The organism is Methylobacterium sp. (assembly GCF_019750675.1).
Classification (GTDB): Bacteria; Pseudomonadota; Alphaproteobacteria; order Rhizobiales; family Beijerinckiaceae; genus Methylobacterium.
The window spans coordinates 1-21,476 of record NZ_JAIEOF010000205.1; the positions used below are offsets into that span (position 1 = coordinate 1).

Genomic DNA, 21,476 nt, shown 5'->3' on the forward strand with positions numbered 1-21,476 from the left:
GCGTCCCGCCCCAAGCGCTCGGCCCGCTCGCGCAGACCCAGGGCGAGGAGGAAGTCGCGCTGGTCGACGGGGCCGTGCAGGATCGCCCCTTCGCCGGTCGCGGCGCGGCCGAGGGCGGTGAAATCCACGTGGGTGGTGAGGTCGGCTTCGCCGGGGGCGGCGAGCGGCGGGACGAAGGCGTGGCCGCGCACGGCCTGGAGCGAATCGCCGAAGCCCGGCCGGACATGGCCGTAATCGATGGCCAGCACCGCGCCCCGGTCGGCGACGACGCGCCGGGCGAGGCCGCGCACGGTGTCGAGGGCGGCCCCCGGCAGGGTCATGAGGACGCCGGTGGGGCCGCTCGCGCCGATGCGGGTGTCGGGCTCGGCCGCAAGGCCGAAGGCGAGGGCGCCGCCGTCCGCCGAGAGGCCGACGAGGCGCTCGAACCAGCCGCGCTCGGCGCGCTGGAACTGGCGGACGGGGAGGGCGTCGAAGAACTCGTTGGCGATCACGAGGGTCGGGCCGTGCGGCAGGGTCTCGATGGACTCGTGCCAGGTGGGAGCGGCGCCCGAGAGGCGGGAGCCTTGCTCGGTCCGCAGCACCGGGCTCGTCTCGACGAGGTGCAGGGCCGGGCGCAGGCCCGGCGCGGCGCGGGACAGGGCCCGCAGCGCGTCCTGCATCAGGGTGCCCCGGCCGGGCCCGAGTTCCACCAGGGCGAGGTCGGCCGGCGCGCCCATGGCGCCCCAGCTCGCCGCGATCCAGACCCCGATCAGCTCGCCGAACATCTGGCTGATCTCGGGGGCGGTGACGAAGTCGCCCCGCGCCCCGAGGGGATCGCGGGTGCGGTAGTAGCCGTGCACGGGGTGGCTGAGACAGAGGCCCATGTAGCGGTCGAGCCCGATCGGGCCCGAGGCCAGGATCTCCTCGCGGATCTCGTCGAAGAGCGGGCTCGTCACGCCGCGTCGACCTTCGCGGGCGGCACGACGACGTCCTCCGCCGCCACGCGGGGGCGGGTGGTGCCGCGCAGGGCGAGCACGACGACGGTCAGGCCGACCAGCGCCATCGGCACGCACAGCACCATCCCCATGGTGATGCCGCCGGTCGACCAGGTCTCGGTGCCGAACAGGTAGCCGAGCTGGCGGTCCGGCTCACGGAAGAACTCGCAGAACGTGCGTGCGAGCGCGTAGCCGAGGACGAAGATGCCGCCCATCAGGCCCGGCTTGCGGAAGCCGTTGGCGCGTACCGCCACCAGCATCACGACGAACAGGAGCGCGCCCTCGGTGGCCGCTTCGTAGAGCTGGCTCGGGTGGCGGGGCAGGGGGCCGCCGGTGGGGAAGACGATCGCGTAGGGAAAATCCGGGGCGATCCGCCCCCAGAGCTCGCCGTTCACGAAATTGGCGATGCGCCCGAAGAACAGCCCGATCGGCACGACCACGCCGGCGAGGTCGAGGAGGGTTAGGGCCTGGAGCTTGCGGGCGCGGGCGAACAGCACCATCGCCAGCACGGCGCCGAGGAAGCCGCCGTGGAAGGACATGCCGCCGTTGCGGATGGCCAGGATCTCGATCGGGTCGGCGAGGTAGAGCGGCAGGTTGTAGAACAGCACGTAGCCGAGGCGGCCGCCGAGGACGACACCGAGCGCAACCCAGACGATGAGGTCGTCGATGTCGTTCAGGCTCGGGCGCCGCACCACGCCCCAGTAGCGGTCCGCGGCCACCAGCCGGCGGGCGTAGTACCAGCCGCCGAGCAGGCCGACGATGTAGGCGAGGGCGTACCACTTGATGGTGATCGGCCCGATCGCCACCGCCACCGGATCGATGGCGGGAAAGGGCAGGGCGAGGAGCGGCGGCATCGGCGAGGGGTTCCGGTTGAGCCGGGGCATTGGGCCCGAGCCCGCCGGGGGGTCAACCCCGGGGAGGACATGGCCGGCGGCCGCCGCCGGCCCACGCGGTCACGGCTCCACCGGTCTCCTCAGGCCGCCCGGACGGTGGCGAGGAAGCCCGCGACCTCCGTGCGCAGCTGCTCGGACTGGCGGGAGAGGTCGGCCGATGCGCGCTGGACCTGGTCCGCCGTCGCGCCGGCTTCCGCGGCCGAGCGGGCCACGGCCTCGATGTCGTGGCTCATGGCGCCGGTGCCCGAGGACGCCTCGCCCATGTTGCGCACGATCTCCTGAGTCGTCACGCCCTGTTCCTCGACCGCGGCGGCGATGCTGCCGGTGACCACGCTCATACCCTCGATCCGCGTGACGATGCTGCGGATCGCCCCGGTGGCGCCGGTGGTGGCCGAACGGATCGCATCGACCTGCCCGGCGATCTCGATTGTGGCCCGGCTGGTCTGCTCGGCGAGGTTCTTCACCTCCGCCGCCACGACGGCGAAGCCCCGGCCCGCCTCGCCGGCCCGTGCGGCCTCGATGGTCGCGTTGAGGGCCAGCAGGTTGGTCTGGCTGGCGATCTGCGAGACGAGGCCGACGACGTCGCCGATGCGGGTCGCGGCGTCGGACAGGGTCTGCATGGTCGTGGCCGTGCGTCCCGCCTCGTCGACGGCCTGGGCGGACATGGTCGAGGCCTGTTCCACCTGCCGGCCGATCTCGCCCACCGTGGCGCCGAGCTCCTCGGCGGCCACCGCCACCGCATTGACGTTACCGGCGGTTTGCAGGGCGGTCGCCGCCACGGAGGTGGAGCGGCGCGCGGTGCCGGCCACCGCCTCGGTCATGCCGGCGGCAGCACCCTGCAGGTCGGTGGATGCCTGCGAGACGGTGCCGACGATTCCGCCGACCGAGCGCTCGAAGCGGTCGGCGAGGTCGCGCAGCAGGGCGCGGCGCTCGGTCTCCTCCCGCAGGCGGGCGGCCTCGGTGGTCTGGAGCTGCTGGGCGGCCTCCTCCAGGGAGATGTCCCGGATGGTGACGACGGCCCGGGCGATGTCGCCGATCTCGTCGGCCCGGCGGCTGCCCGGCACCTCGGCCAGGGTCTCGCGGCGGGCGAGCGCCTGGAGTGCGCGGGTGAGGGCGCCGAGGGGGCCCACGATGGTGCGGGCGAAGAGAAGCCCGAGGAGCGTCGTCACGGCGAGGACGGCGAGGGCCGTCGCCGTCAGGGCCTTCGTGAGCGTGCCCACCGCCGCCAGGGTCTCGTCCTCCGCCTGCTCGGCGAGGATCGTCCAGGGCGCGCCGAGTACCGAGACCCGGGCGGTCGCGACCATCCGGTGACCGCTGCCGTCCGTGTAGGTGAAGGGGCGCTCGCCCGCGAGGTCGGTCTTGTCGAGGCCCAGTGCCGTCGCGGGTTTGCCGGCGCCGACGGAGCGGGACAGGGGCGGGTTGCTGCGCAAGGTGCCGTCCGCGCCGATGGCCATGACCTGACCGGTCTCGCCGAGGCCTCCGCGATCCGAGAGGGTCCGGTCGAACAGAGCGGGCGTCAGGCGCAGGAGGACGAAGCCGATGCGCGAGGCTTCCTGGCCGGTGCCCATGGCGACGTTGGCGCGGCGGGCGATGGACCGGCCGATGAAGGCGGAGGGAACCGCCTCCGCCGGGTAGGCGGCGTAGTCCTCGTAGAGCGTCGCGTCGGCATCGGCGCTCTTCAGGCGCGCCACGAGGCGGGCGAGCCCCGTCGCGGCGTACTCGGGCTCGGTGAGCGCGCGGCCGAAATCGGCCCCCTTGGTGGTGGTGTAGACGATGCGGCCGTCCTCGGAGACGAAGACGAGGTCGGCATAGCCGGGCCGCTCCAGGAGCTTGCGGGCGACCTCCTGCACCTTGGCGTGGCGCCGCCCGTACATCGTGCCCGCCGCCTCGGCACCGAGGCGCGCCTCGCGGCTGGCGCCCTCCGTGTAGGTCCGGACGAGGCCGGCGAAGTCGGGCTTGGCGGGGTCGAGGGCTTCGGCGAGGTCGCCGAAATTGCCGGCGACCTGCGGATTGCCCGCCACCGTGACGAGGTCGCCGCCGACGCGCTCGGCCACCAGTTCGATGCCGGCCTTGCGGGCCGAGGCGGCGAATTGCAGGCGCTCCTGGGCGGCGTCGGTGAGGCCTGACCGGGCGCTGTACCAGCTCAGTCCCCCCATCACGCTGGCGCTGACGAGAGCCAGCCCGACCGTGATCGCCGGCAAGCGGAAATTCAAGCTGGTAAGACGCGGCATTCGGGACGACCGGTGAGAGGTTCGGGCGTCCCTCTTATGCAGAAAACCTCAATTAAAACTTTCGCGATTCCAAAATCGCCCAAGCATTCAAAATACCACGGGCGTCGATCATTGCGGACCGTATCCGACCTCGGGCCGCGATGACTCGGTTCGACTGTCCGTCCTCAGGCCGCCGCCTCGGCCGGGCCGCGGCCATCGTCGAGGAACATCCGGTAGGCGGGATTGTCGGTCTCGTCGAAGCAGGGATAGTCCAGCGCCGCGATGGCCGCGTCGAAGCGGGCGCGCTCGGCCGGCGGCACGTCGATGCCGGCGAGGACCCGGCCGTAATCGGCCCCGTGGTTGCGGTAGTGGAACAGGGTGATGTTGAAGCCCTCCCCCAGCGCGTCGAGGAACTTCATCAGCGCGCCCGGCCGCTCCGGGAACTGGAAGCGGTACAGGCGCTCGTCGGTGAGGCCGGTGGCGCGTCCGCCGACCATGTAGCGGATATGGACCTTGGCCATCTCGTTGTCGCTCATGTCGACGGCGCGGTAGCCGGCTGCCCTCAGCGAGTCCAAGAGGGCGTGCTTCTCCCGCAGGCCGCCCGCGAGGTTGATACCCACGAAGATCTGCGCGTCGGCCGCCGCCGCGTGGCGATAGTTGAACTCGGTGATCGCCCGGGGCCCGAGGGTCTGGATGAAGGCGCGGTAGGCGCCCGGCCGCTCCGGAATGGTGACGCCAAGGAGAACCTCGCGCTGCTCGCCGATCTCGGCGCGCTCGGCGATATGGCGCAGGCGGTCGAAGTTGAGATTCGCCCCGCTGGAGATCGCCACCAGCGTGCCGGTGCCGTTCTCCTGGCGGGCCGCGTAGGCCTTGGCGCCGGCGAGCGCCAGGGCGCCGGAGGGCTCCGAGATGGCGCGGGTGTCGTCGAAAATGTCCTTGACCGCCGCGCACATGGCGTCGGTGTCGACGGTGATGACCTCGTCGAGGAATTCGCGGCAGAGCCGGAAGGTCTCCGCACCCGCTTCCCGCACGGCGACGCCGTCGGCGAAGAGCCCCACGGTCGGGAGCACGACGCGCTCGCCCGCCGCCAGGGCCGCGGCCATGCAGGCGGCGTCGTCGGGCTCGACGCCGATGACCTTGGTCTCGGGCCGGAGGTACTTGACGAAGGTGGCGATGCCGGCCGCGAGCCCACCACCGCCGATGGGGACGAAGATCGCCTCGATCGGCCCGGAATGCTGGGTCAGGATCTCCATCCCGATGGTGCCCTGGCCGGCGATCACGTCCGGATCGTCGAAGGGATGCAGGAAGGTCAGGCCGTCGCGCGCCTCGAGTTCTCGTGCATGGCCCAGGGCCTCGTCGAAGGCGTCGCCGAACAGGATGACCTCGGCGCCCCGCGCCCGGCAGGCATCGACCTTGATCGCCGGGGTGGTGCGCGGCATCACGATCACCGCGCGCACGTTGAGGCGGGCGGCGGCGAGCGCCACCCCCTGCGCGTGGTTGCCGGCCGAGGCGCAGACGACGCCCTTCGCCAGCAGCTCCGGGGGGAGGCCCGACATCTTGTTGTAGGCGCCGCGCAGCTTGAACGAGAAGACCGGCTGCAGGTCCTCGCGCTTCAGGAGCACCGGACGGGCGAGGCGCGCCGACATGCGCGGCATCGGGTCGAGCGGGCTCTCGATGGCGACGTCGTAGACGCGGGCGGTGAGGATCTTGCGGATGTAGTCGGTCAAGGAGACACGGGCTCCGGCGGTGGTGCGGCGCGGTGAGATTCGCTCCGCACATAGGCGCTTGGCGCGCGAGAAGCGAGCGAGGCGCTGTCGCGGGCCGCCGGCCCGGCCCCGTCCGGCGACGGCGGCGCGGGGGCCGTCCGTCGCGGATATCTGGCCGCTACTTGTCGAACAGGGCCTGCAGCGCCGCGCGATCCTTGGTCTTCGGGAGCGCGATCAGGGTCAGGATCCGCGCCTTGTCCGGCGTCAGGTCGTCCGCGAAGACGGCGCCGGCCTTCAGCAGCGTGTTGCCGCCGCCCTTGAAGCCGTACACCGGCAGGGCGCGCCCGTTATAGACCTTCGTGGCCACGACGACCGGCACGCCCTTGCCGATGACCTCCGCGATCGCGTCGTGCATCTCGGCGTTCATGTTGCCCCAGCCATAGGCCTCGACAACGATGGCCTCCGCGCCGGTCTCGGCCGCGTGGCGGACCTGGCTGCCGTCGGCACCCGCATACATCGCCACCAGGTCGACCCGGGGCATCCGGTCGGGCAGGGGCAGCGTCTGCCGGCGCAGGGACTTGCGGCTGAACACCACCCGATCCTCGTCGACGTAGCCGAGGAAGCCCGCATCGCCGGAATTGAAGGTCTCGACGTTGCTCGTATGCGTCTTGCGCACCTCGCGGGCGGCGTTGATGTGGTGGTTGAGCGTCACCGTGACGCCCATGCCGGTCGCACCGTCGGCGAGGATCTGCCGGGCCGCGTTCAGAAGGTTGCGGGACCCGTCCGAATCCCAGTCGGAGGCGTTGCGCTGCGCGCCGACCAGCACGATCGGCTTGTCGCTCTTCACGGTGAGGTCGAGGAAGTAGGCGGTCTGATCGAGGGTATCGGTGCCGTGCAGGACGATGGCGCCGCGGATCGCGGGATCGGCCAGGATCTCGTCGACCTTTCGTGACAGGCCCGGCCAGCGGTCCGGTCCCATGTAGTCGCTGGGGACGTTGCTGAACTCCGTCACGGCGATCGTCGCGATGTCCTTGAGCTTCGGCACCGCCGCGACGAGATCCTCGCCCGAGAGGGCCGGCACCGGCGCATGGGTGGTGGGGTCGAGCTTCATCGCGATGGTGCCGCCGGTCGCGATCACGGCGATCTTCGGCAGGTCGGCCGCACCTGCGGGAGGCATGAGAAGAAGTAGAGCACTGAGGCCGAACAGTGTTCGTCTCAGGATTGTGGCGACCGCCATGAACGCACCTCGGTTGACTCAGGTCGTTCCATCGTGGATCGACCGGGCCCGCAGGGTTGGAGGACCGCGTCCTCCCTGTCCAGGGCACGGCGCCCGAAACGTCACCGCGCAACCCTTCGCCTTTTTTTGCGCAGGTCTTTTTCTGTTCTGCTCAGCGCTTTTGCAGAGCCGATCAGGGATGAACCGACAGCCGCTCGATCAGCGCCGCGATCCAGATCAGGGCCGCGATGCCCTGCGCCGAGAAGGTGCCGGCGGAGGCGAGGTCCTTGACGATGCCGATCTTCGGGTGGTGGCCCGGATGGAGGTGGTCGCAGAGCTTCTCCACCGCCGTGTTCAGGAATTCGACCGCGAGCATCAGCAGCAGAGTCGCCACCAGCGCCACCCGGACCCAGAGGCTGGAGCCCAGCACGAGCGCCAGGGGCAGGCCGAGGAGGAGGAGCGCGAGTTCGAGGCGCACCGCCCGTTCGGTCCGGGCGCCGTGCACCAGGCCGCGCCAGGAATTCAGGAAGGCGAGGTAGAGGGCGTGCATGTCACGAACCGGCCGGGACGCCGCGGGCGATCCATTTCGCCACGATGGGACCGGTCACCAGCACCACGAACAGCCGCAGCGTCTGCACCGCGAGGACGAAGGACACGTCGACCTTGGACCCGACCGCGATGATCGCCACCGAATCGAGCCCGCCCGGACTCGTCGCGAGGTAGGCGGTGAGGAAGTCGATGGGGAGCAGGAAGGTCAGGCCGTAGGCCCAGCCGCCGCACAGGGCGATGACCCCGAGGGTGGCGACAACGATGCCCGGCATGGCACCGAGCGTCTCGCGCAGGGTCTCGCGGCGGAAGCGCAGGCCGACATACCAGCCGATGGTGGCGTAGGCGAGGTCGAGGACCGGCATCGGCAGCGCCATCGAGACGAGGCCGGAGGCGTGGAGCGCCGCCCCGAGCAGCATCGGCCCGGTCAGCGCGAAGGCCGGCAGCCGCAGGAGCTTGGCCAGCCCGGCGCCGCAGGCGGCGACCGCGAGGGTCGCCAGGAGCGCGAGGGGCGCTGTCGTGATGGGATCGGAGGCCGGGACCACGTTGGAGACGTCGGTGAGCAGCCGCGCCATGATGGAGGCCGAGAGCACCACCGCCACCACGCGCACGTATTGCATGAAGGCGACGAGGCGGGGGTCGGCGCCGTACTCCTCCGACATCGCCACCATGGCGGCCGCCCCGCCGGGCGACGAGCCCCAGGCGGCGGTGGACCCCGGCAGGATGCGCAGGCGGGTCAGGGCCCAGCCTACGGCGGCGCCGACGAGGACGGTGACGAGCACGACGGCGAGGATGAGGAAGCCGTCATCCATCACGGTGCCGACGATCTCGCCCGTGACGGTGTGGGCGACGAGGCAGCCGATCATCGCCTGCGCCGCCTGGAAGCCGAATTTCGGCACGGACAGATTGGCGCCGCCGACCCCGAAGGCGATGGCCGCCACCATCGGTCCGAGCAGGAGGGCGGCCGGGAAATGCGCGTGATCGAGCCCGTAGGCCAGGAGGCCGGAGGCGCCGAGGAGAGCCGCCCAACGGCCGAGGAAGCGCAGTGAGAGCACGGGAATGCCGGGGAAAGGGCGGGCGGGAACGGCCCGTCGCGCCGGGCGCTACACCGGATCGGCCACGCTGTCACGGCGCCCCGCGCGCCGACGCGGCATGCCGTCGTCCCGGCAGGCGGTGGTGCCCGCCGGGGCGTGGGCGCGGAAGAACGCGGCGAGATGCGCGAGGCCGTCGGCGCGGGGATCGCTGGTGCGCCAGGCCAGCGCCACGGTGCGGCCGGGGCCGTCGACGTCGAAGCTGCGGGTCACCGTGAGGCCGCTGGGATCGGGTCCGGCGGGCACCGCAAGGGCCGGGAGCAGCGTGTAGCCCGCCCCCGCCGCCACCATCGAGCGCAGGGTCTCCAGGCTGGTGGCGTGGCGCCCGGCGGCCGAGCCGGCCCCGCAGGCGGCCACGGTCTGGTCGCGCAGGCAATTACCCTCGTCGAGGAGGAGGAGATCGGGGCCGGCGATGTCTGTGGCCCGCAGCGCCCCGCCTCGCGCCAGCGGGTGCTCGGCCGGGCAGGCGAGCAGGAACGGCTCGACGAAGAGGGGCGAGACGGTCAGGCCCGAGGCCGGGACCGGCAGGGACACGAGCGCGGCATCGATGCGCCCGTTGCGCAGACCCTCGAGGATTTCGGCCGTGCGCGCCTCGCTGAGCGCGAGGGCGAGGAGCGGGAACTCCTGGCGCAGGGTGCGCAGGATCAGCGGAAACAGGTAGGGCCCGAGGGTCTGGATCGCCGCCAGGACGAGGCGGCCGGTGAGGGGGGCGCCGCGCCCCTCGCTCGCCAACACGAGGAGGCGCTGGGCCTCGGCCATCACGACCCGGGCCTGGCGCACGATTGTCTGCCCCGCCGGCGTCAGCATCACCCGCCGGTTGCCGCGCTCGAACAGGGCGATCCCGAGGAGGTCCTCCAACTTGCGGACCTGGACGCTGAGGGTCGGCTGACTGACGTTGCAGCGCTCGGCCGCTCGGCCGAAATGCATCTCCTCGGCGACGGCGACGACGTATTCGAGATCGCGCAGGGACAGGCCGGACAGGTTCATAGGCAATGCCTATCATCATATTCGCAACGATGCATTGGTCAAATGATGTGGGGCGGGCCATAAGCCTGTCTCAGAACCATTCCAGGTTTTCAGGGACAGGGTCTGGATGCGGCCACCGCCGCGTCGGCCCTATCCGAGCGAGAGAGCACCGCATGAGCGATCAGCGCCCGATTCTCACCACCCGCCAGGGCCACCCGGTTCGCGACAACCAGAGCACCCGCACGGTTGGCGAGCGCGGCCCCGCGACCCTCGAGAACTACCAGTTCATCGAGAAGATCACCCATTTCGACCGTGAGCGGATTCCCGAGCGCGTGGTGCATGCCCGCGGCGCCGGTGCGCACGGCTACTTCGAGGCCTACGGCAAGATCGGCAACGAGCCGGCGTCCAAGTACACCCGCGCCCGCGTCCTGAACGAGACCGGCGTGAAGACCCCGATGTTCGTGCGCTTCTCCACCGTGGCCGGCGCCAAGGAGAGCCCGGAGACCGAGCGCGACCCGCGCGGCTTCGCGGTGAAGTTCAAGACCGTCGACGGCAACTGGGACCTGGTCGGCAACAACCTCAAGGTCTTCTTCATCCGCGACGCGATCAAGTTCCCCGACATGATCCACGCGTTCAAGCCGGACCCGGTGACGAACCGCCAGGAGGCGTGGCGCTTCTTCGACTTCGTGGCTCAGCACCCCGAAGCCATCCACATGGTGACGCACCTGAAGTCGCCCTGGGGCATCCCCGCCAACTATCGCGAGATGGAGGGCTCGGGCGTCAACACCTACAAGCTGGTCAACGACCAGGGCGAGGCCGTGCTCTGCAAGTTCCACTGGGAGCCTAAGCAGGGCATCCGCAACCTGACTTCGGCGCAAGCCTCCGAGATCCAGGCCAAGGATGTCGGCCATGCGACGCGCGACCTCTACGACAACATCAAGGCCGGCAACTTCCCCGAGTGGGAGTTCTGCGTGCAGATCATGCCCGATGGCCCGAACGACCACCTGTCGTTCGATCCCCTCGACGACACCAAGCTGTGGCCGGTCGAGGACTTCCCCCTGCTGCCCGTCGGCCGCATGGTTCTGGACCGGGTGCCGGACAATTTCTTCGCCGAAGTCGAGCAGTCGGCCTTCGGGACCGGCGTCCTCGTGGACGGCATCGACTTCTCGGACGACAAGATGCTCCAGGGGCGTACGCTGTCCTACTCGGACACGCAGCGTTACCGCGTCGGCGCCAATTACCTGCAACTGCCGATCAACGCGCCGCAGCCGGGCGTGAAGGTCTATTCGAACCAGCGCGACGGGCAGATGACCTATAGCGTCGACGGCACCGGCCCGAACCGCCACATCAACTACGAGCCTTCGACGCTCGCCGAAGGCCTGCGCGAGGCCCCCAAGCCGGCCAAGGAGTACCACCAGCCGGTCGAAGGCAATCTCGGCCGCTACCAGACCTCGCGCACCGAGGACGACTACACCCAGGCCGGCGTGCGCTACCGCTCGTTCCAGGATTGGGAGCGCGACGACCTGATCGCCAACCTCGTCGGCGACATGAAGCAGTGCCCGGAAGCCATCCAGCTGCGGATGGTCTGGCACTTCCTCCACGCGGATGAGGATTACGGCCGCCGCGTCGCCGAGGGTGCGGGCATCGATCTGGAGAAGGCGCGCGCCCTGCCGCCGCTCCCGGGCCGCGCAGCTCCGGGCAAGCGCCTCCGGGCCGAGACCTACACCGACGGCAGCCAGGCCCACAGCATCGCCGCCGAGTAATCCCTCGGTCGGATCACGAAGAAGCCCCGCAGGGTCCACGACCCTGCGGGGCTTCTTGCGTTTTGCGGACCCGCTCGGGCGTCGCTCCGCCCGTGCCCGTTGGCAAACAAAAAGCCCATCCGGTTTTCCGGATGGGCTGGAGAAACCAGACGTCCCGGACGCGGAGAACCGCGTCCGGGCCTCCGGAGAAATTACTCGGCGGCGGCGGTCTTCGCGGCGCTCTTGGCGGCCTTCTCGGCCTTGCGAGCGTCCTTGTTCGCCTTCGAGGCGTCGGCCTTGGCGGCCTTCTCGGCGGGGCGATCGGCGCGCTCGACGATACGGGCGGACTTACCGCGACGGTCGCGCAGGTAGTACAGCTTGGCGCGACGCACCTTGCCGCGACGGACGACGGCGATCGAGTCGATCAGCGGCGAGTAGAGCGGGAACACGCGCTCGACACCCTCGCCGTAGGAGATCTTGCGGACGGTGAAGCTCTCGTTGAGGCCACCGCCGGACCGGCCGATGCAGACGCCCTCATAAGCCTGCACGCGGGTGCGCTCGCCTTCCTTGACCTTCACGTTCACCGTGACGGTGTCGCCGGGCTGGAAATCGGGGATGGTCTTGCCGAGCGAAGCGATCTGCTCCTGCTCGAGCTGCTGGATGATGTTCATAGTATACGTCCTGCCGGTGCGCGCCCGAGATCCCCGGATGGGATCGCGTGCGTCAGGATTTCGGCATCCTGTTTTGAATTGAGGCGGGCCTTACACGAGGTGCTGCCGGTTGTCCAATCGGGGCCCGGTGTTTTTTGGCAGCGTTCCGCGACCCCCGCGCGGTTGAGAAAACCGCCGCCCCGGTCCACATGGAGAGGGGCGACGGGGCATCCCGGCGTCATTCCCGGCCGGCCTTGAACCGGCGCAGCGGACGAGGATTTTTCGTCACCATGTTCATTCAGACCGAAGCCACTCCGAACCCCGCGACCCTGAAGTTCCTGCCCGGCCGCGTGGTCCTGTCCGAGGGCACCTTCGAGGCCCGCGACGCCGATTCCGCCGCCCGCTCGCCGCTCGCAAGCCGGCTGTTCGACGTGGCCGGCGTCAGCGGCGTCTATCTCGGGCACGATTTCATCTCCGTCACCAAGGCCGAGGACGACAACCTCTGGCCGCAGGTGAAGCCGGCGGTGCTCGGCGCCATCATGGAGCATTTCCAGTCCGGCGCCCCGGTGCTGGCCGAAGGCCATGTCGCCGGCAGCGAGGACGCCGAGGAGTTCTTCGATCCGGCCGACATCGAGACGGTCGAGACCATCAAGGACCTGCTCGAGACCCGCGTGCGCCCGGCGGTGGCCGGCGACGGCGGGGACATCACCTTCCGGGGCTACAAGGAAGGCGTGGTCTACCTGGAGATGAAGGGCGCCTGCTCGGGCTGCCCGTCCTCCACCGCCACCCTGCGCCACGGCGTGCAGAACCTGTTCCGTCACTTCCTGCCGGAGATCCGCGAAGTTCAGGCGATCTGAGGCATTGCCTCCATTTCAGAGAGCCTTGTTGAGGACGGCTTGACGCAATCCCGCAACAGGGCCGCCCGAATTTCTCCACGATGGCTGCTCCGCCCTGACGGAGCGGCCATTTTTGTCCTAGGCTGACGCCCTCCCGGGGGGCCTGCGCGCCCGGGGGTGCCGCACGACCGGGAGTGAGTTTGCGTATCCTCGCCATCGACACGGCGCTCGACGCCTGTTCCGTCTGCATCGCCTCGGATGCCACCGACGATCTCCTCGCGCACGAGTCGATGATCCTTGGGCGTGGGCACGCGGAGGCCCTGCTGCCGATGATCGAGCGCGTGGTGTCGCGGGTCACGGGGGGCTTCGAGGCGCTGGACCGGGTCGCCGTCACGGTGGGTCCGGGCAGCTATACGGGCTTGCGCGTCGGCCTCTCGGCGGCCCGCGCCATCGGGCTCGCCACCGGAATCCCGGTGGTCGGCGTCACCACCCTCTCGGCGCTCCTCGCCCCGCTCCTCGCCCTCAACGGCGAAGGCCTCATCGCCGCCGCCATCGATGCCCGCCACGGCGCCGTCTACCTCCAGGCCATGAGCATGACCGACGGCATCGTGGTGCCCCCGAGCCACGTGCCCGTCGCGGAGGCCGCCGCGATGCTCGACGGCACCGTGACCCTGGTGGGCTCCGGTGCGCCGGCCATCGCCACCGCGTTGAAGGCGCGCGGCCTGACCGTCGAGGTCGCCGGCACCGGTGCCGCCGAGATCGCCTGGATCGCCTCCCTCGGCATGCTCGCCGACCCGGCCCAGGCCCTTGCCCGTCCCCTCTACCTGCGCGGCCCCGACGCCCAGCCGCAGGATCACGCGAGGCTCGCCCGCCGATGACCCGTCCGCTGACGCCGTTCTGGCCGTTCGAGGTCTGGTCCGCCTGGTGGGAGGCCTGGGGCACCGCGCCCTACGTGACGCTGCTGCGCGATTCCGGGCAGGCGCGGGCCCTGGCGCGCATCCACGCCACGGCCTTCGCCCGCCCCTGGGACGCCCACGAATTCGAACGCATGCTGTGCGAGCGCTCCACCGAGGCGCACGCTCTGTGGAAGAACGGCGCGATCCAGGGCTTCGTGCTCTCGCGCAAGGCGGCGGACGAGGCCGAGATCCTCACGGTGGTGCTCGCCCCGAACGCGCGCGGCGGCGGCCTCTCGCACAAGCTCGTCTCGGCGCACCTGGAACACCTCGTCCAGGCGGGTATCCGCACGGTGCATCTCGAGGTCGATCAGGGCAACCTGCCGGCCCAGAAGCTCTACGCCCGCCACGGCTTCCGGCAGGTGGGCGAGCGCACGGGCTATTATGCCCGCGCGGACGGCTCCCGGGCGACCGCGCTGACCATGACGGCGGTGCTGGCGTGAGCCGGTGCGGCTGAGGCCCAAGCGTCGATGACCCGCCGATGACCCGCCTCGGGACGATCTTGCGCCTGATTCTCTGCGCGCTCGCCTTCCTCGTCGTCGTCGGGCCGCACCTGCTGAGCCTGCGCTTCGGACGCGGGCGCATCGCTTCCTGGACGCCGGTGCTGTTCCACCGCGTCTTCGTCGGGCTGTTCGGCCTGCGCGTGAGCCAGAGCGGGACGCCGCCGGAGGCCGGGGAGCCGGCCCTGGTGCTCTCGAATCACGTTTCCTGGCTCGACATCATCGTGCTGGGCTCCCTGCGGCCGCTCTCCTTCGTGGCGAAGTCGGAGATCGCCGGCTGGCCGGTGGTCGGCACCCTGGCGCGCCTCCAGCGCACGGTCTTCATCGACCGGGCGCGCCGGGCCGACACGGCCAACGTCAACGCCGCGGTGGCCCAGCGCCTGTCCCAGGGCGATCTGATCGTGCTCTTCGCAGAGGGCACCACGGGGGACGGCACCCGGCTGCTGCCCTTCCGCTCCTCGCTGGTCGGCGCCGCCCGCGCGGCCCTGGCGGGGGAGGGGGGCGGACCGGATCGCATCCGCCTGCAGCCCCTCGCGATCACCTATCCGCGCCGCAACGGCCTTCCCGTGACGCGGACCGAGCGGCCGGAGGTGGCCTGGTACGGCGACATGGATCTGGCCCCCCACCTCGCCGCCTTCCTGGCGGGCGGGCCCCTCGACATCCACGTGGTCTGGGGCGCGCCGATCGCCGTCGAGGCCGGCACCGACCGCAAGCGCGCCACGGCGCTCGCCGAGGCCTGCGTGCGCGAGGCCGTGCAGCGGGGGACGACGGGGCGGCCGCCGATCGGGCCGGTCTGGAGTGGCCGGCGGCGCGCGCGCGCCCAGGATGCGGCCTCCGTGCCGGAGGCGGGCCTGCCCGCGGGTTAGGTCATGGCGACGCGATCGCCGATCCGTGCTAAGGGCGTGCGCGTTGCCCCACCTGCGGAACCGGACTGTTGAAGAAAGCCTACGTCAAATCCTACGGCTGCCAGATGAACGCCTACGACGCCGCCCGGATGGCGGACGTGCTGGGCGCCGAGGGCTACGCGGCGACCGAGGCGGTGGAGGAGGCGGACGTCGTCATCCTCAACACCTGCCACATCCGCGAGAAGGCCGCCGACAAGGTCTATTCCGAACTCGGTCGCCTGCGCGTTCTCAAGGGTGAGCGGGCGGAGGCCGGCCTCGACACCCGGATCGTGGTGGCGGGTTGCGTCGCCCAGGCCGAGGGGGCCGAGATCCTGGCGCGGGCGCCGACCGTCGACGTGGTGGTCGGTCCCCAGAACTATCACCGCCTGCCGGACCTGCTCGCCCGCTCGGCCACCAAGCGCGTGGTCGACACCGAGTTTCCGGTGGAGGACAAGTTCGACCACCTGCCGGCGCGGCGCACCCACGGGGTCACGGCCTTCCTCACCGTACAGGAGGGCTGCGACAAGTTCTGCGCCTTCTGTGTCGTGCCCTATACCCGCGGCGCGGAGGTCTCGCGCTCGGTGGACGCGATCCTAGCGGAAGCGGAGAAGCTGGTCCGTGGCGGGGTCCGCGAGATCACCCTGATCGGCCAGAACGTGAACGCCTATCACGGCCTCGGGCGTGAGGGCGCCAGCGCCAGCCTGCCGGCGCTGATGCGCGAACTCGAGCGCCTGCCGGGCATCCTGCGCCTGCGCTATACCACCAGCCACCCCAACGACATGGACGACGACCTCATCGCGGCCCATGGCACGATCCCGGCGCTGATGCCCTACCTGCACCTGCCTGTGCAGTCCGGCTCGGACCGCGTCCTGAAGGCGATGAACCGGAAGCATACCGGCGACGCCTATCGGCGGATCATCGAGCGGGTGCGCGCGGCCCGGCCCGACATCGCCCTGTCGTCGGATTTCATCGTCGGGTTCCCGGGGGAGACCGACGCGGAGTTCGCGGACACGATGCGGCTCGTGCGCGACATCGGCTTCGCCAGCGCCTACTCGTTCAAGTACAGCCCCCGCCCCGGCACCCCGGCGGCCGAGAGCGCCGACGCGGTGCCGGAGGCGGTGAAGTCCGAGCGCCTCGCGGCCCTTCAGGCCCTCCTCGACGCGCAGCGCCACGCCTTCAACGCGTCCGCCGTCGGTACGGTGGTGGAAGTCCTGGTGGAGAAGGCCGGGCGGCATCCCGGCCAGGTCGCGGGCAAGACGCCGCACCTCCTGCCGGTGCAGTTCGACGCGCCCGCCTCGACCATCGGCACCCTGGTGCCGGTGCGCGTCGTGCGCGCCGGCTCGAACAGCCTGTTCGGCGAGGCCGCGCACCCGGGCGAAATCGCCGATGCGGCGGCCGCGTGAGCCCGTGCTCCGTGCGGGCCGGGCGATACGCCGCGCCGGGTGGCGACTGGACGGCGCGCAACGAATTCCGATCTCAGCACCTTCTCCGGGCGCAGGCCGCGTGCCGGCCGCGAGCGTGATGAGCGAATGAAGGACAATGGCGTGCCGGGATCTGAAGGGTCGAGTGGACGCGGCGGGCCCTTGCGCGGGCGCGGCCCGGCGGCGCGCGCCGGGGGACTGATCGAGACCGAGGAGGTTTCCCTCACCTTCGACGACAATCGCCTCGCCAGCCTGGTCTTCGGGCAGTACGACCAGAACGTCGCCCATATCGAGCGGCGCCTCGGCGTCACCGCGACGGCGCTTGGCAACCACCTCGTGGTCAAGGGCGGCGTCGAGGCGGCGGAGAAGGCCCGCAAGGTCTTCGAGCGCCTCTATGCGCGGGTACGGGCGAGCGGTCTGCCCCTCACCCTCGGCGACGTCGACGGGGCGATCCAGGAGACGACGCAGCAGGGCAACCTGTTCCCGGCCGCCGAGGTCAGCGCAGAACCGGACCGGCCGGTGTTCGACCAGATCGCCACCCGAAAGCGCGGGGCCGTGCGGGCGCGGAACGCGGCGCAGGATTCCTACATCAAGGCTCTGCGCAGCCACGAGCTGGTTTTCGCCGAAGGCCCGGCCGGCACCGGCAAGACCTGGCTTGCGGTCGGTCACGCGGTCTCCCTGCTGGAGCAGGGCCATGTGGAGCGGCTGATCCTGTCACGCCCCGCCGTGGAGGCCGGCGAGCGCCTTGGCTTCCTGCCCGGCGACATGCGCGAGAAAGTCGATCCCTATCTGCGCCCGATCTACGACGCGCTCTACGACTTCATGGAATCGCGCCACGTCGACCGCAGCCTCCAGACCGGTATCATCGAGATCGCCCCGCTCGCCTTCATGCGCGGGCGCACGCTCACCAACGCCGTGGTGCTCCTGGACGAGGCCCAGAACACGACCTCGATGCAGATGAAGATGTTCCTCACCCGGCTCGGGGAGAACTCCCGCATGATCATCACCGGCGATCCGAGCCAGATCGATCTGCCGCCGGGCCAGAAATCCGGGCTCGTCGAGGCCGTGCGCGTCCTCGACGGGGTCGAGGGCATCGGCCGCGTCACCTTCCGCGACGTGGATGTGGTGCGCCACGACCTCGTGCGCCGCATCGTCACCGCCTACGAGGCGGCCTCGCACGGTGAACCCGATGCGGACCGCGGCCCGCCGCTCCGGCGCAGGCCCCTGTCGTGAGCGCCCCGGTGCGGGCGGCCGAGGCCGAGATCGACGTGGCGATCGAGGATCCGCGCTGGGAGAGCGTGGCGCCGGACCTCGAGGCCTTCGTGATTCGCGCCGTCGAGGCCGGCCTCGCCGTGGCACCCGATTCGCCTCGGGGCACCCTCGAAGTCAGCGTCCTGCTCGCGGACGACGCCACAGTCCAGGACCTGAACCGGACTTGGCGCGGCAAGGACAAGCCCACGAACGTACTGTCGTTTCCGGCGGCCGAGCAGCCGCTTCAGCCCGGCATGGCCCGGCCGCTCGGCGATGTCGTTCTTGCGTATGACACAATGCTGCGCGAGAGTGCCGAGCAGTCGAAGCCGCTCAGTGATCACCTCGCGCATCTCGTTGTCCATGGCACCCTTCATCTCCTCGGCCAGGACCACGAGACCGGCGAGGCCGAGGCCGACGCGATGGAGGCGCTCGAAATCGCGGCCCTCCGGACCCTCGGCGTGCCCGACCCCTACGCGGCCGAGGCCTGATCCGGCCGAGCGGCGACCCCATTCCGATTCCCAGATCAGAGAGACATGACGAACGATCGAAGTCGCGGCGCGGCCCAGGCCGCGCCCAGTTCCGGTGACGGTGAGCCCCAGGTCCGCGAGCAGGCCCGCGAGCCCTGGTACGACCGCCTCCTGCACGTCTTCCATCTGCGACCGCGCGATTCGCTGCGCGACGACATCGAGGGCGCGCTGGCCGAGCCCGATACCGGCGAGAACGCCTTCTCGCCCCTCGAGCGCGCCATGCTCAAGAACGTCCTCGGCCTGCACAAGGTGCGGGTGGACGACGTCATGATCCCGCGCGCCGACATCGTCGCCGTCTCGATGGACACCAGCCTCGGTGACCTGATGCGGCTGTTCCGCACCGCCGGCCACTCGCGGCTGCCGGTCTACGGCGAGACTCTCGACGACCCGCGCGGCATGGTTCACATCCGCGACTTCGTCGATCACATCGCCGTCCGCGCCGAGGCCGGCGCCCGCCGCGTCGGGGCGGCCGGGGAGGGTGAGGCACCCCCTTCGGCACCGGCCCCGACGCGGGCTCGCCGGGGCGCCCGGGCGCTGCGCAGCCTCAACCTCGCCCATGTCGACCTCTCCGCCACCCTCGCGGCGGCGCGCATCCAGCGGCCGGTGCTGTTCGTCCCGCCTTCCATGCCGGCGATCGACCTCCTCGTGCGCATGCAGGCGACGCGCACCCACATGGCCCTCGTCATCGACGAGTACGGCGGTACCGACGGGCTGATCTCGATCGAGGACCTCGTCGAGATGGTGGTGGGCGACATCGAGGACGAGCACGACGTGGCCGAAGGCCACTTGGTCCAGCGGGTGGAAGGCGAGGGCGAGGTGTTCGTCGCCGATGCCCGCGCGGGCCTTGCCGAGGTCTCGGCGGCGAGCGGAGTCGATCTCGTGGCGGCCGTGGGTGAGATGGCCGAGGAGATCGACACGATCGGCGGCCTCATCGTGACCTTGGCGGGTCGCGTGCCCTCGCGCGGCGAACTCATCAGCGGACCGGGCAACCTCGAATTCGAGGTGCTGGACGCCGATCCGCGCCGGGTGAAGCGCCTGCGCCTGCAGCGCGGGGATGCCCGCATCACCGCCGTGGTGCCGTTGGCGCTGCCGCCGCCGACGCCCTCCGCCGAAGCCCCCGCGCCTTGACGGACCCGCGATGACCCAGACCCTCGCGGACCGCGCCGCGCGCGGTCCCGCGACGGGGCCGCTCGCGTCCCTGGCGCAATGGGTAATGCTCACCGCCGGCTGGCGGCGCATCGCCGTGGCGATGGCGGCCGGCGCCCTCGGCGCGCTGGCGATGCCCCCCTTCGGACTGTTCCCGGCCCTCGTGGTCTCCCTCGGCGTCGCGGTGTGGCTGCTCGACGGCGCCGCCACCGGCCGGCGCGGGAACCGCGGCGCGATCGGCGCCGCCGCCCTGATCGGCTGGGCCTGGGGCTTCGGCTACCTCACCGCCGGCCTGTGGTGGCTCGGCTCGGCCTTCCTCGTGGAGGCGGACGAGTTCCTGTGGGCTCTGCCCCTCGGCGTCGTCGGGCTGCCGGCCGTGCTGGCGCTGTTCTACGCCGCCGGCTTCGCCCTCGCGCGCCTGCTTTGGACGCGCGGAGCCACCCGCATCCTCGCCCTCGGCGTCGGTCTCTCCGCCTGCGAGTGGCTGCGCGGGCACCTGTTCACCGGCTTTCCCTGGAACACCCTCGGCATGGCGCTCGGCCAGAATCTCTGGCCGATGCAGGGGGCGGCTTTGTTCGGGCTCTACGGCCTGACCCTCCTGGCGATCGCCATCGCGGCCGCGCCCGCGACGCTGGCGGTGGCCGACACCGCGCGGGGCCGCTACGCTCCCGTTGTCCTCGCCGCCCTGGCCCTCGCGGTGCTTTGCGGCCTGGGAGCCTGGCGCCTGCCGGCCGGTGCGACGCCGAACGTGGCGGGGGTTCGCCTGCGGCTCGTGCAGCCGAACCTCAATCAGGATGCCAAGTTCCGCCCCGAGAACCGGCAGGACATCCTCGATCGCTACCTCGAACTCAGCGACCGCGCCGCCGCGCCGGACCGCACCGGCATCGCCGACGTGACCCACGTGATCTGGCCGGAATCGGCCTTCCCGTTCCTGATTCAGCGCGATCCCGAATCGCTCGCCCGGATCGCCGCGGCCTTTCCGGCGGGCAAGCAACTCATCACCGGGGCGGCGCGCATGGAAACGCCGGTGCCGGGGGAGGCACCGCGCTTCTTCAACAGCATCCTGACCATCACGGCCGGGCCGAAGCTCGGCGACGTCTACGACAAGGTCCACCTCGTGCCCTTCGGCGAGTACCTGCCGGGTCCCCTCGACGCGACCCTGCGGGCCCTGCGCATCCGCCAGTTCGTGTCCATTCCGGGTGGGTTCACGGCGGGCAACCGCGAGACCCAGCGCATCATGACGGTGCCGGGACTGCCGCCGATCGCGGCCACGATCTGCTACGAGGCGATCTTCCCCGGGGCCATCGTGCCGGGCCCGACGCCGAGCGGGCCGCCGCCCGTGCCGGGGCTGATCCTCAATCTCACCAACGACGCCTGGTTCGGTGACACGCCGGGGCCGCGCCAGCACCTCGCGCAGGCGCGGCTGCGCGCCGTCGAGGAGGGCCTGCCCCTGGTGCGCGACGCCAATACCGGCATCTCCGCCGTGGTCGACCCGTATGGCCGCGTCACCGCGAGCCTGCCCCTCGGCGTCGAGGGGGTGCTGGATGCGGGCCTGCCGGCGCGCATCCCGGGCCGGACGCCCTACGCGCGCTTCGGAGACCTTCCCTTCGCCCTGGCCTGGACGGGCGCACTGCTCTGGACCCTCGCGGCACGGCGGCGAAGCGCGTGATACCCATACCCTCGCAGACGCGCCGGCCGATCCTCCTCGGCCTCGGCATCATGCTGGTCGCCTTCAACATGCGTCCGGCCCTGACCACGGTCGGGCCGCTCCTGGAGCGCATTCGCGTCGAGACGGAACTCAGCGCTGCGGGTGTCGCCTTTCTCACCACCCTGCCGGTGCTCTGCATCGGGCTGGCCTGCACCCTCGGGCCCTGGGTCATCCGGCGCCTCGGCCCCGATCGCGGCGTGCTCCTCTCCGTGGCGATCGTCGCCGCGGGCTCGGGCCTGCGGGGCCTCGGCGGCAC

At 71.1% G+C, this 21,476-nt stretch carries 19 protein-coding genes and 1 pseudogene; 11 read left to right on the forward strand and 9 right to left on the reverse strand.

Annotated elements, in window-relative coordinates; all coding sequences use genetic code 11:
* The 8 genes from K2X24_RS10910 to K2X24_RS10945 all read right to left on the reverse strand — a co-directional run.
* A partial coding sequence (locus tag K2X24_RS10910; protein WP_292497786.1) for an SAM-dependent methyltransferase occupies window positions 1–935 on the reverse strand: 935 nt, incomplete at its 3' end.
* Entirely contained in the window at window positions 932–1,828 is an 897-nt protein-coding gene (lgt, locus tag K2X24_RS10915) for a prolipoprotein diacylglyceryl transferase (protein WP_292497788.1), read from the reverse strand. The genes K2X24_RS10910 and lgt, both read right to left, overlap by 4 nt.
* Before the next feature lie 119 nt (window positions 1,829–1,947).
* Window positions 1,948–4,098: a methyl-accepting chemotaxis protein gene (locus K2X24_RS10920; protein ID WP_292497790.1), complete on the reverse strand. Its 2,151-nt coding sequence runs from the start codon at window positions 4,096–4,098 to the stop codon at window positions 1,948–1,950.
* A gap of 164 nt (window positions 4,099–4,262) precedes the next feature.
* Window positions 4,263–5,843 carry a threonine ammonia-lyase, biosynthetic gene (ilvA, locus tag K2X24_RS10925; RefSeq protein WP_292497823.1) on the reverse strand — a complete coding sequence of 527 codons (1,581 nt, stop codon included), beginning with the start codon at window positions 5,841–5,843 and terminating at the stop codon, window positions 4,263–4,265.
* Between the two features lie 118 nt (window positions 5,844–5,961).
* Window positions 5,962–6,960, reverse strand: a complete 999-nt coding sequence (locus K2X24_RS10930; protein ID WP_292497825.1) for an asparaginase — start codon at window positions 6,958–6,960, stop codon at window positions 5,962–5,964.
* A gap of 232 nt (window positions 6,961–7,192) precedes the next feature.
* The gene (locus tag K2X24_RS10935; RefSeq protein ID WP_292497793.1) at window positions 7,193–7,549 is read right to left on the reverse strand and encodes a diacylglycerol kinase; all 357 of its coding nucleotides are present in this window, start codon (window positions 7,547–7,549) and stop codon (window positions 7,193–7,195) included.
* Between the two features lies 1 nt (window position 7,550).
* The gene (locus tag K2X24_RS10940) at window positions 7,551–8,600 is read right to left on the reverse strand and encodes an AbrB family transcriptional regulator (RefSeq protein WP_292497795.1); all 1,050 of its coding nucleotides are present in this window, start codon (window positions 8,598–8,600) and stop codon (window positions 7,551–7,553) included.
* A 48-nt stretch (window positions 8,601–8,648) separates the two neighbouring features.
* Complete coding sequence (locus K2X24_RS10945) at window positions 8,649–9,623, reverse strand: LysR substrate-binding domain-containing protein (RefSeq protein WP_292497797.1); 975 nt, start codon at window positions 9,621–9,623, stop codon at window positions 8,649–8,651.
* Window positions 9,624–9,775: 152 nt separating this feature from the next.
* Between K2X24_RS10945 and K2X24_RS10950 the strand changes: the two genes are divergently transcribed.
* Window positions 9,776–11,365 carry a catalase gene (locus tag K2X24_RS10950; RefSeq protein ID WP_292497800.1) on the forward strand — a complete coding sequence of 530 codons (1,590 nt, stop codon included), beginning with the start codon at window positions 9,776–9,778 and terminating at the stop codon, window positions 11,363–11,365.
* A 191-nt stretch (window positions 11,366–11,556) separates the two neighbouring features.
* Here K2X24_RS10950 and rplS read toward each other — a convergent pair whose 3' ends face one another.
* Window positions 11,557–12,015, reverse strand: a complete 459-nt coding sequence (gene rplS / locus K2X24_RS10955) for a 50S ribosomal protein L19 (protein WP_238280035.1) — start codon at window positions 12,013–12,015, stop codon at window positions 11,557–11,559.
* A 269-nt stretch (window positions 12,016–12,284) separates the two neighbouring features.
* Between rplS and K2X24_RS10960 the strand changes: the two genes are divergently transcribed.
* From K2X24_RS10960 to K2X24_RS11005, 10 genes and pseudogenes are all read left to right on the forward strand, one after another.
* On the forward strand, window positions 12,285–12,851 hold the full coding sequence (locus K2X24_RS10960) for a NifU family protein (RefSeq protein WP_292497802.1): 567 nt from the start codon (window positions 12,285–12,287) through the stop codon (window positions 12,849–12,851).
* 179 nt (window positions 12,852–13,030) lie between these two features.
* On the forward strand, window positions 13,031–13,708 hold the full coding sequence (gene tsaB, locus K2X24_RS10965; protein ID WP_292497827.1) for a tRNA (adenosine(37)-N6)-threonylcarbamoyltransferase complex dimerization subunit type 1 TsaB: 678 nt from the start codon (window positions 13,031–13,033) through the stop codon (window positions 13,706–13,708).
* Window positions 13,705–14,226 (forward strand): GNAT family N-acetyltransferase, encoded by a 522-nt coding sequence (locus tag K2X24_RS10970; protein WP_292497805.1) that lies wholly within the window; start codon window positions 13,705–13,707, stop codon window positions 14,224–14,226. The genes tsaB and K2X24_RS10970 overlap by 4 nt, the downstream gene beginning before the upstream one ends.
* A 38-nt stretch (window positions 14,227–14,264) precedes the next feature.
* Window positions 14,265–15,149, forward strand: a complete 885-nt coding sequence (locus K2X24_RS10975) for a 1-acyl-sn-glycerol-3-phosphate acyltransferase (RefSeq protein WP_292497809.1) — start codon at window positions 14,265–14,267, stop codon at window positions 15,147–15,149.
* Window positions 15,150–15,217: 68 nt separating this feature from the next.
* On the forward strand, window positions 15,218–16,570 hold the full coding sequence (gene miaB / locus K2X24_RS10980; protein ID WP_292497811.1) for a tRNA (N6-isopentenyl adenosine(37)-C2)-methylthiotransferase MiaB: 1,353 nt from the start codon (window positions 15,218–15,220) through the stop codon (window positions 16,568–16,570).
* A 141-nt stretch (window positions 16,571–16,711) separates the two neighbouring features.
* Window positions 16,712–17,821 carry a PhoH family protein gene (locus K2X24_RS10985; RefSeq protein WP_292497813.1) on the forward strand — a complete coding sequence of 370 codons (1,110 nt, stop codon included), beginning with the start codon at window positions 16,712–16,714 and terminating at the stop codon, window positions 17,819–17,821.
* Window positions 17,818–18,327, forward strand: a complete 510-nt coding sequence (ybeY, locus tag K2X24_RS10990) for an rRNA maturation RNase YbeY (protein WP_292497815.1) — start codon at window positions 17,818–17,820, stop codon at window positions 18,325–18,327. Before K2X24_RS10985 ends, ybeY begins: the two co-directional genes overlap by 4 nt.
* 45 nt (window positions 18,328–18,372) lie before the next feature.
* Window positions 18,373–19,494, forward strand: coding sequence for a hemolysin family protein (locus tag K2X24_RS10995; protein WP_292497818.1), 1,122 nt, complete (start codon window positions 18,373–18,375; stop codon window positions 19,492–19,494).
* A gap of 10 nt (window positions 19,495–19,504) precedes the next feature.
* On the forward strand, window positions 19,505–21,181 hold the full coding sequence (lnt, locus tag K2X24_RS11000; RefSeq protein ID WP_292497820.1) for an apolipoprotein N-acyltransferase: 1,677 nt from the start codon (window positions 19,505–19,507) through the stop codon (window positions 21,179–21,181).
* Window positions 21,178–21,476: pseudogene (locus K2X24_RS11005) on the forward strand (cyanate transporter); the annotation flags it as partial. The gene lnt and the pseudogene K2X24_RS11005, both read left to right, overlap by 4 nt.

Coding starts and splice junctions, on each gene's coding strand:
- lgt (WP_292497788.1), bottom strand. CDS start 1,828: ATGCCGCCGCTCCTCGCCCTGCCCTTTCCCGCCATCGATCCGGTGGCG.
- K2X24_RS10970 (WP_292497805.1), top strand. CDS start 13,705: ATGACCCGTCCGCTGACGCCGTTCTGGCCGTTCGAGGTCTGGTCCGCC.
- rplS (WP_238280035.1), bottom strand. CDS start 12,015: ATGAACATCATCCAGCAGCTCGAGCAGGAGCAGATCGCTTCGCTCGGC.
- K2X24_RS10935 (WP_292497793.1), bottom strand. CDS start 7,549: ATGCACGCCCTCTACCTCGCCTTCCTGAATTCCTGGCGCGGCCTGGTG.
- lnt (WP_292497820.1), top strand. CDS start 19,505: ATGACCCAGACCCTCGCGGACCGCGCCGCGCGCGGTCCCGCGACGGGG.
- K2X24_RS10945 (WP_292497797.1), bottom strand. CDS start 9,623: ATGAACCTGTCCGGCCTGTCCCTGCGCGATCTCGAATACGTCGTCGCC.
- K2X24_RS10995 (WP_292497818.1), top strand. CDS start 18,373: ATGACGAACGATCGAAGTCGCGGCGCGGCCCAGGCCGCGCCCAGTTCC.
- K2X24_RS10920 (WP_292497790.1), bottom strand. CDS start 4,098: ATGCCGCGTCTTACCAGCTTGAATTTCCGCTTGCCGGCGATCACGGTC.
- K2X24_RS10950 (WP_292497800.1), top strand. CDS start 9,776: ATGAGCGATCAGCGCCCGATTCTCACCACCCGCCAGGGCCACCCGGTT.
- K2X24_RS10930 (WP_292497825.1), bottom strand. CDS start 6,960: ATGCCTCCCGCAGGTGCGGCCGACCTGCCGAAGATCGCCGTGATCGCG.
- K2X24_RS10960 (WP_292497802.1), top strand. CDS start 12,285: ATGTTCATTCAGACCGAAGCCACTCCGAACCCCGCGACCCTGAAGTTC.
- K2X24_RS10975 (WP_292497809.1), top strand. CDS start 14,265: ATGACCCGCCTCGGGACGATCTTGCGCCTGATTCTCTGCGCGCTCGCC.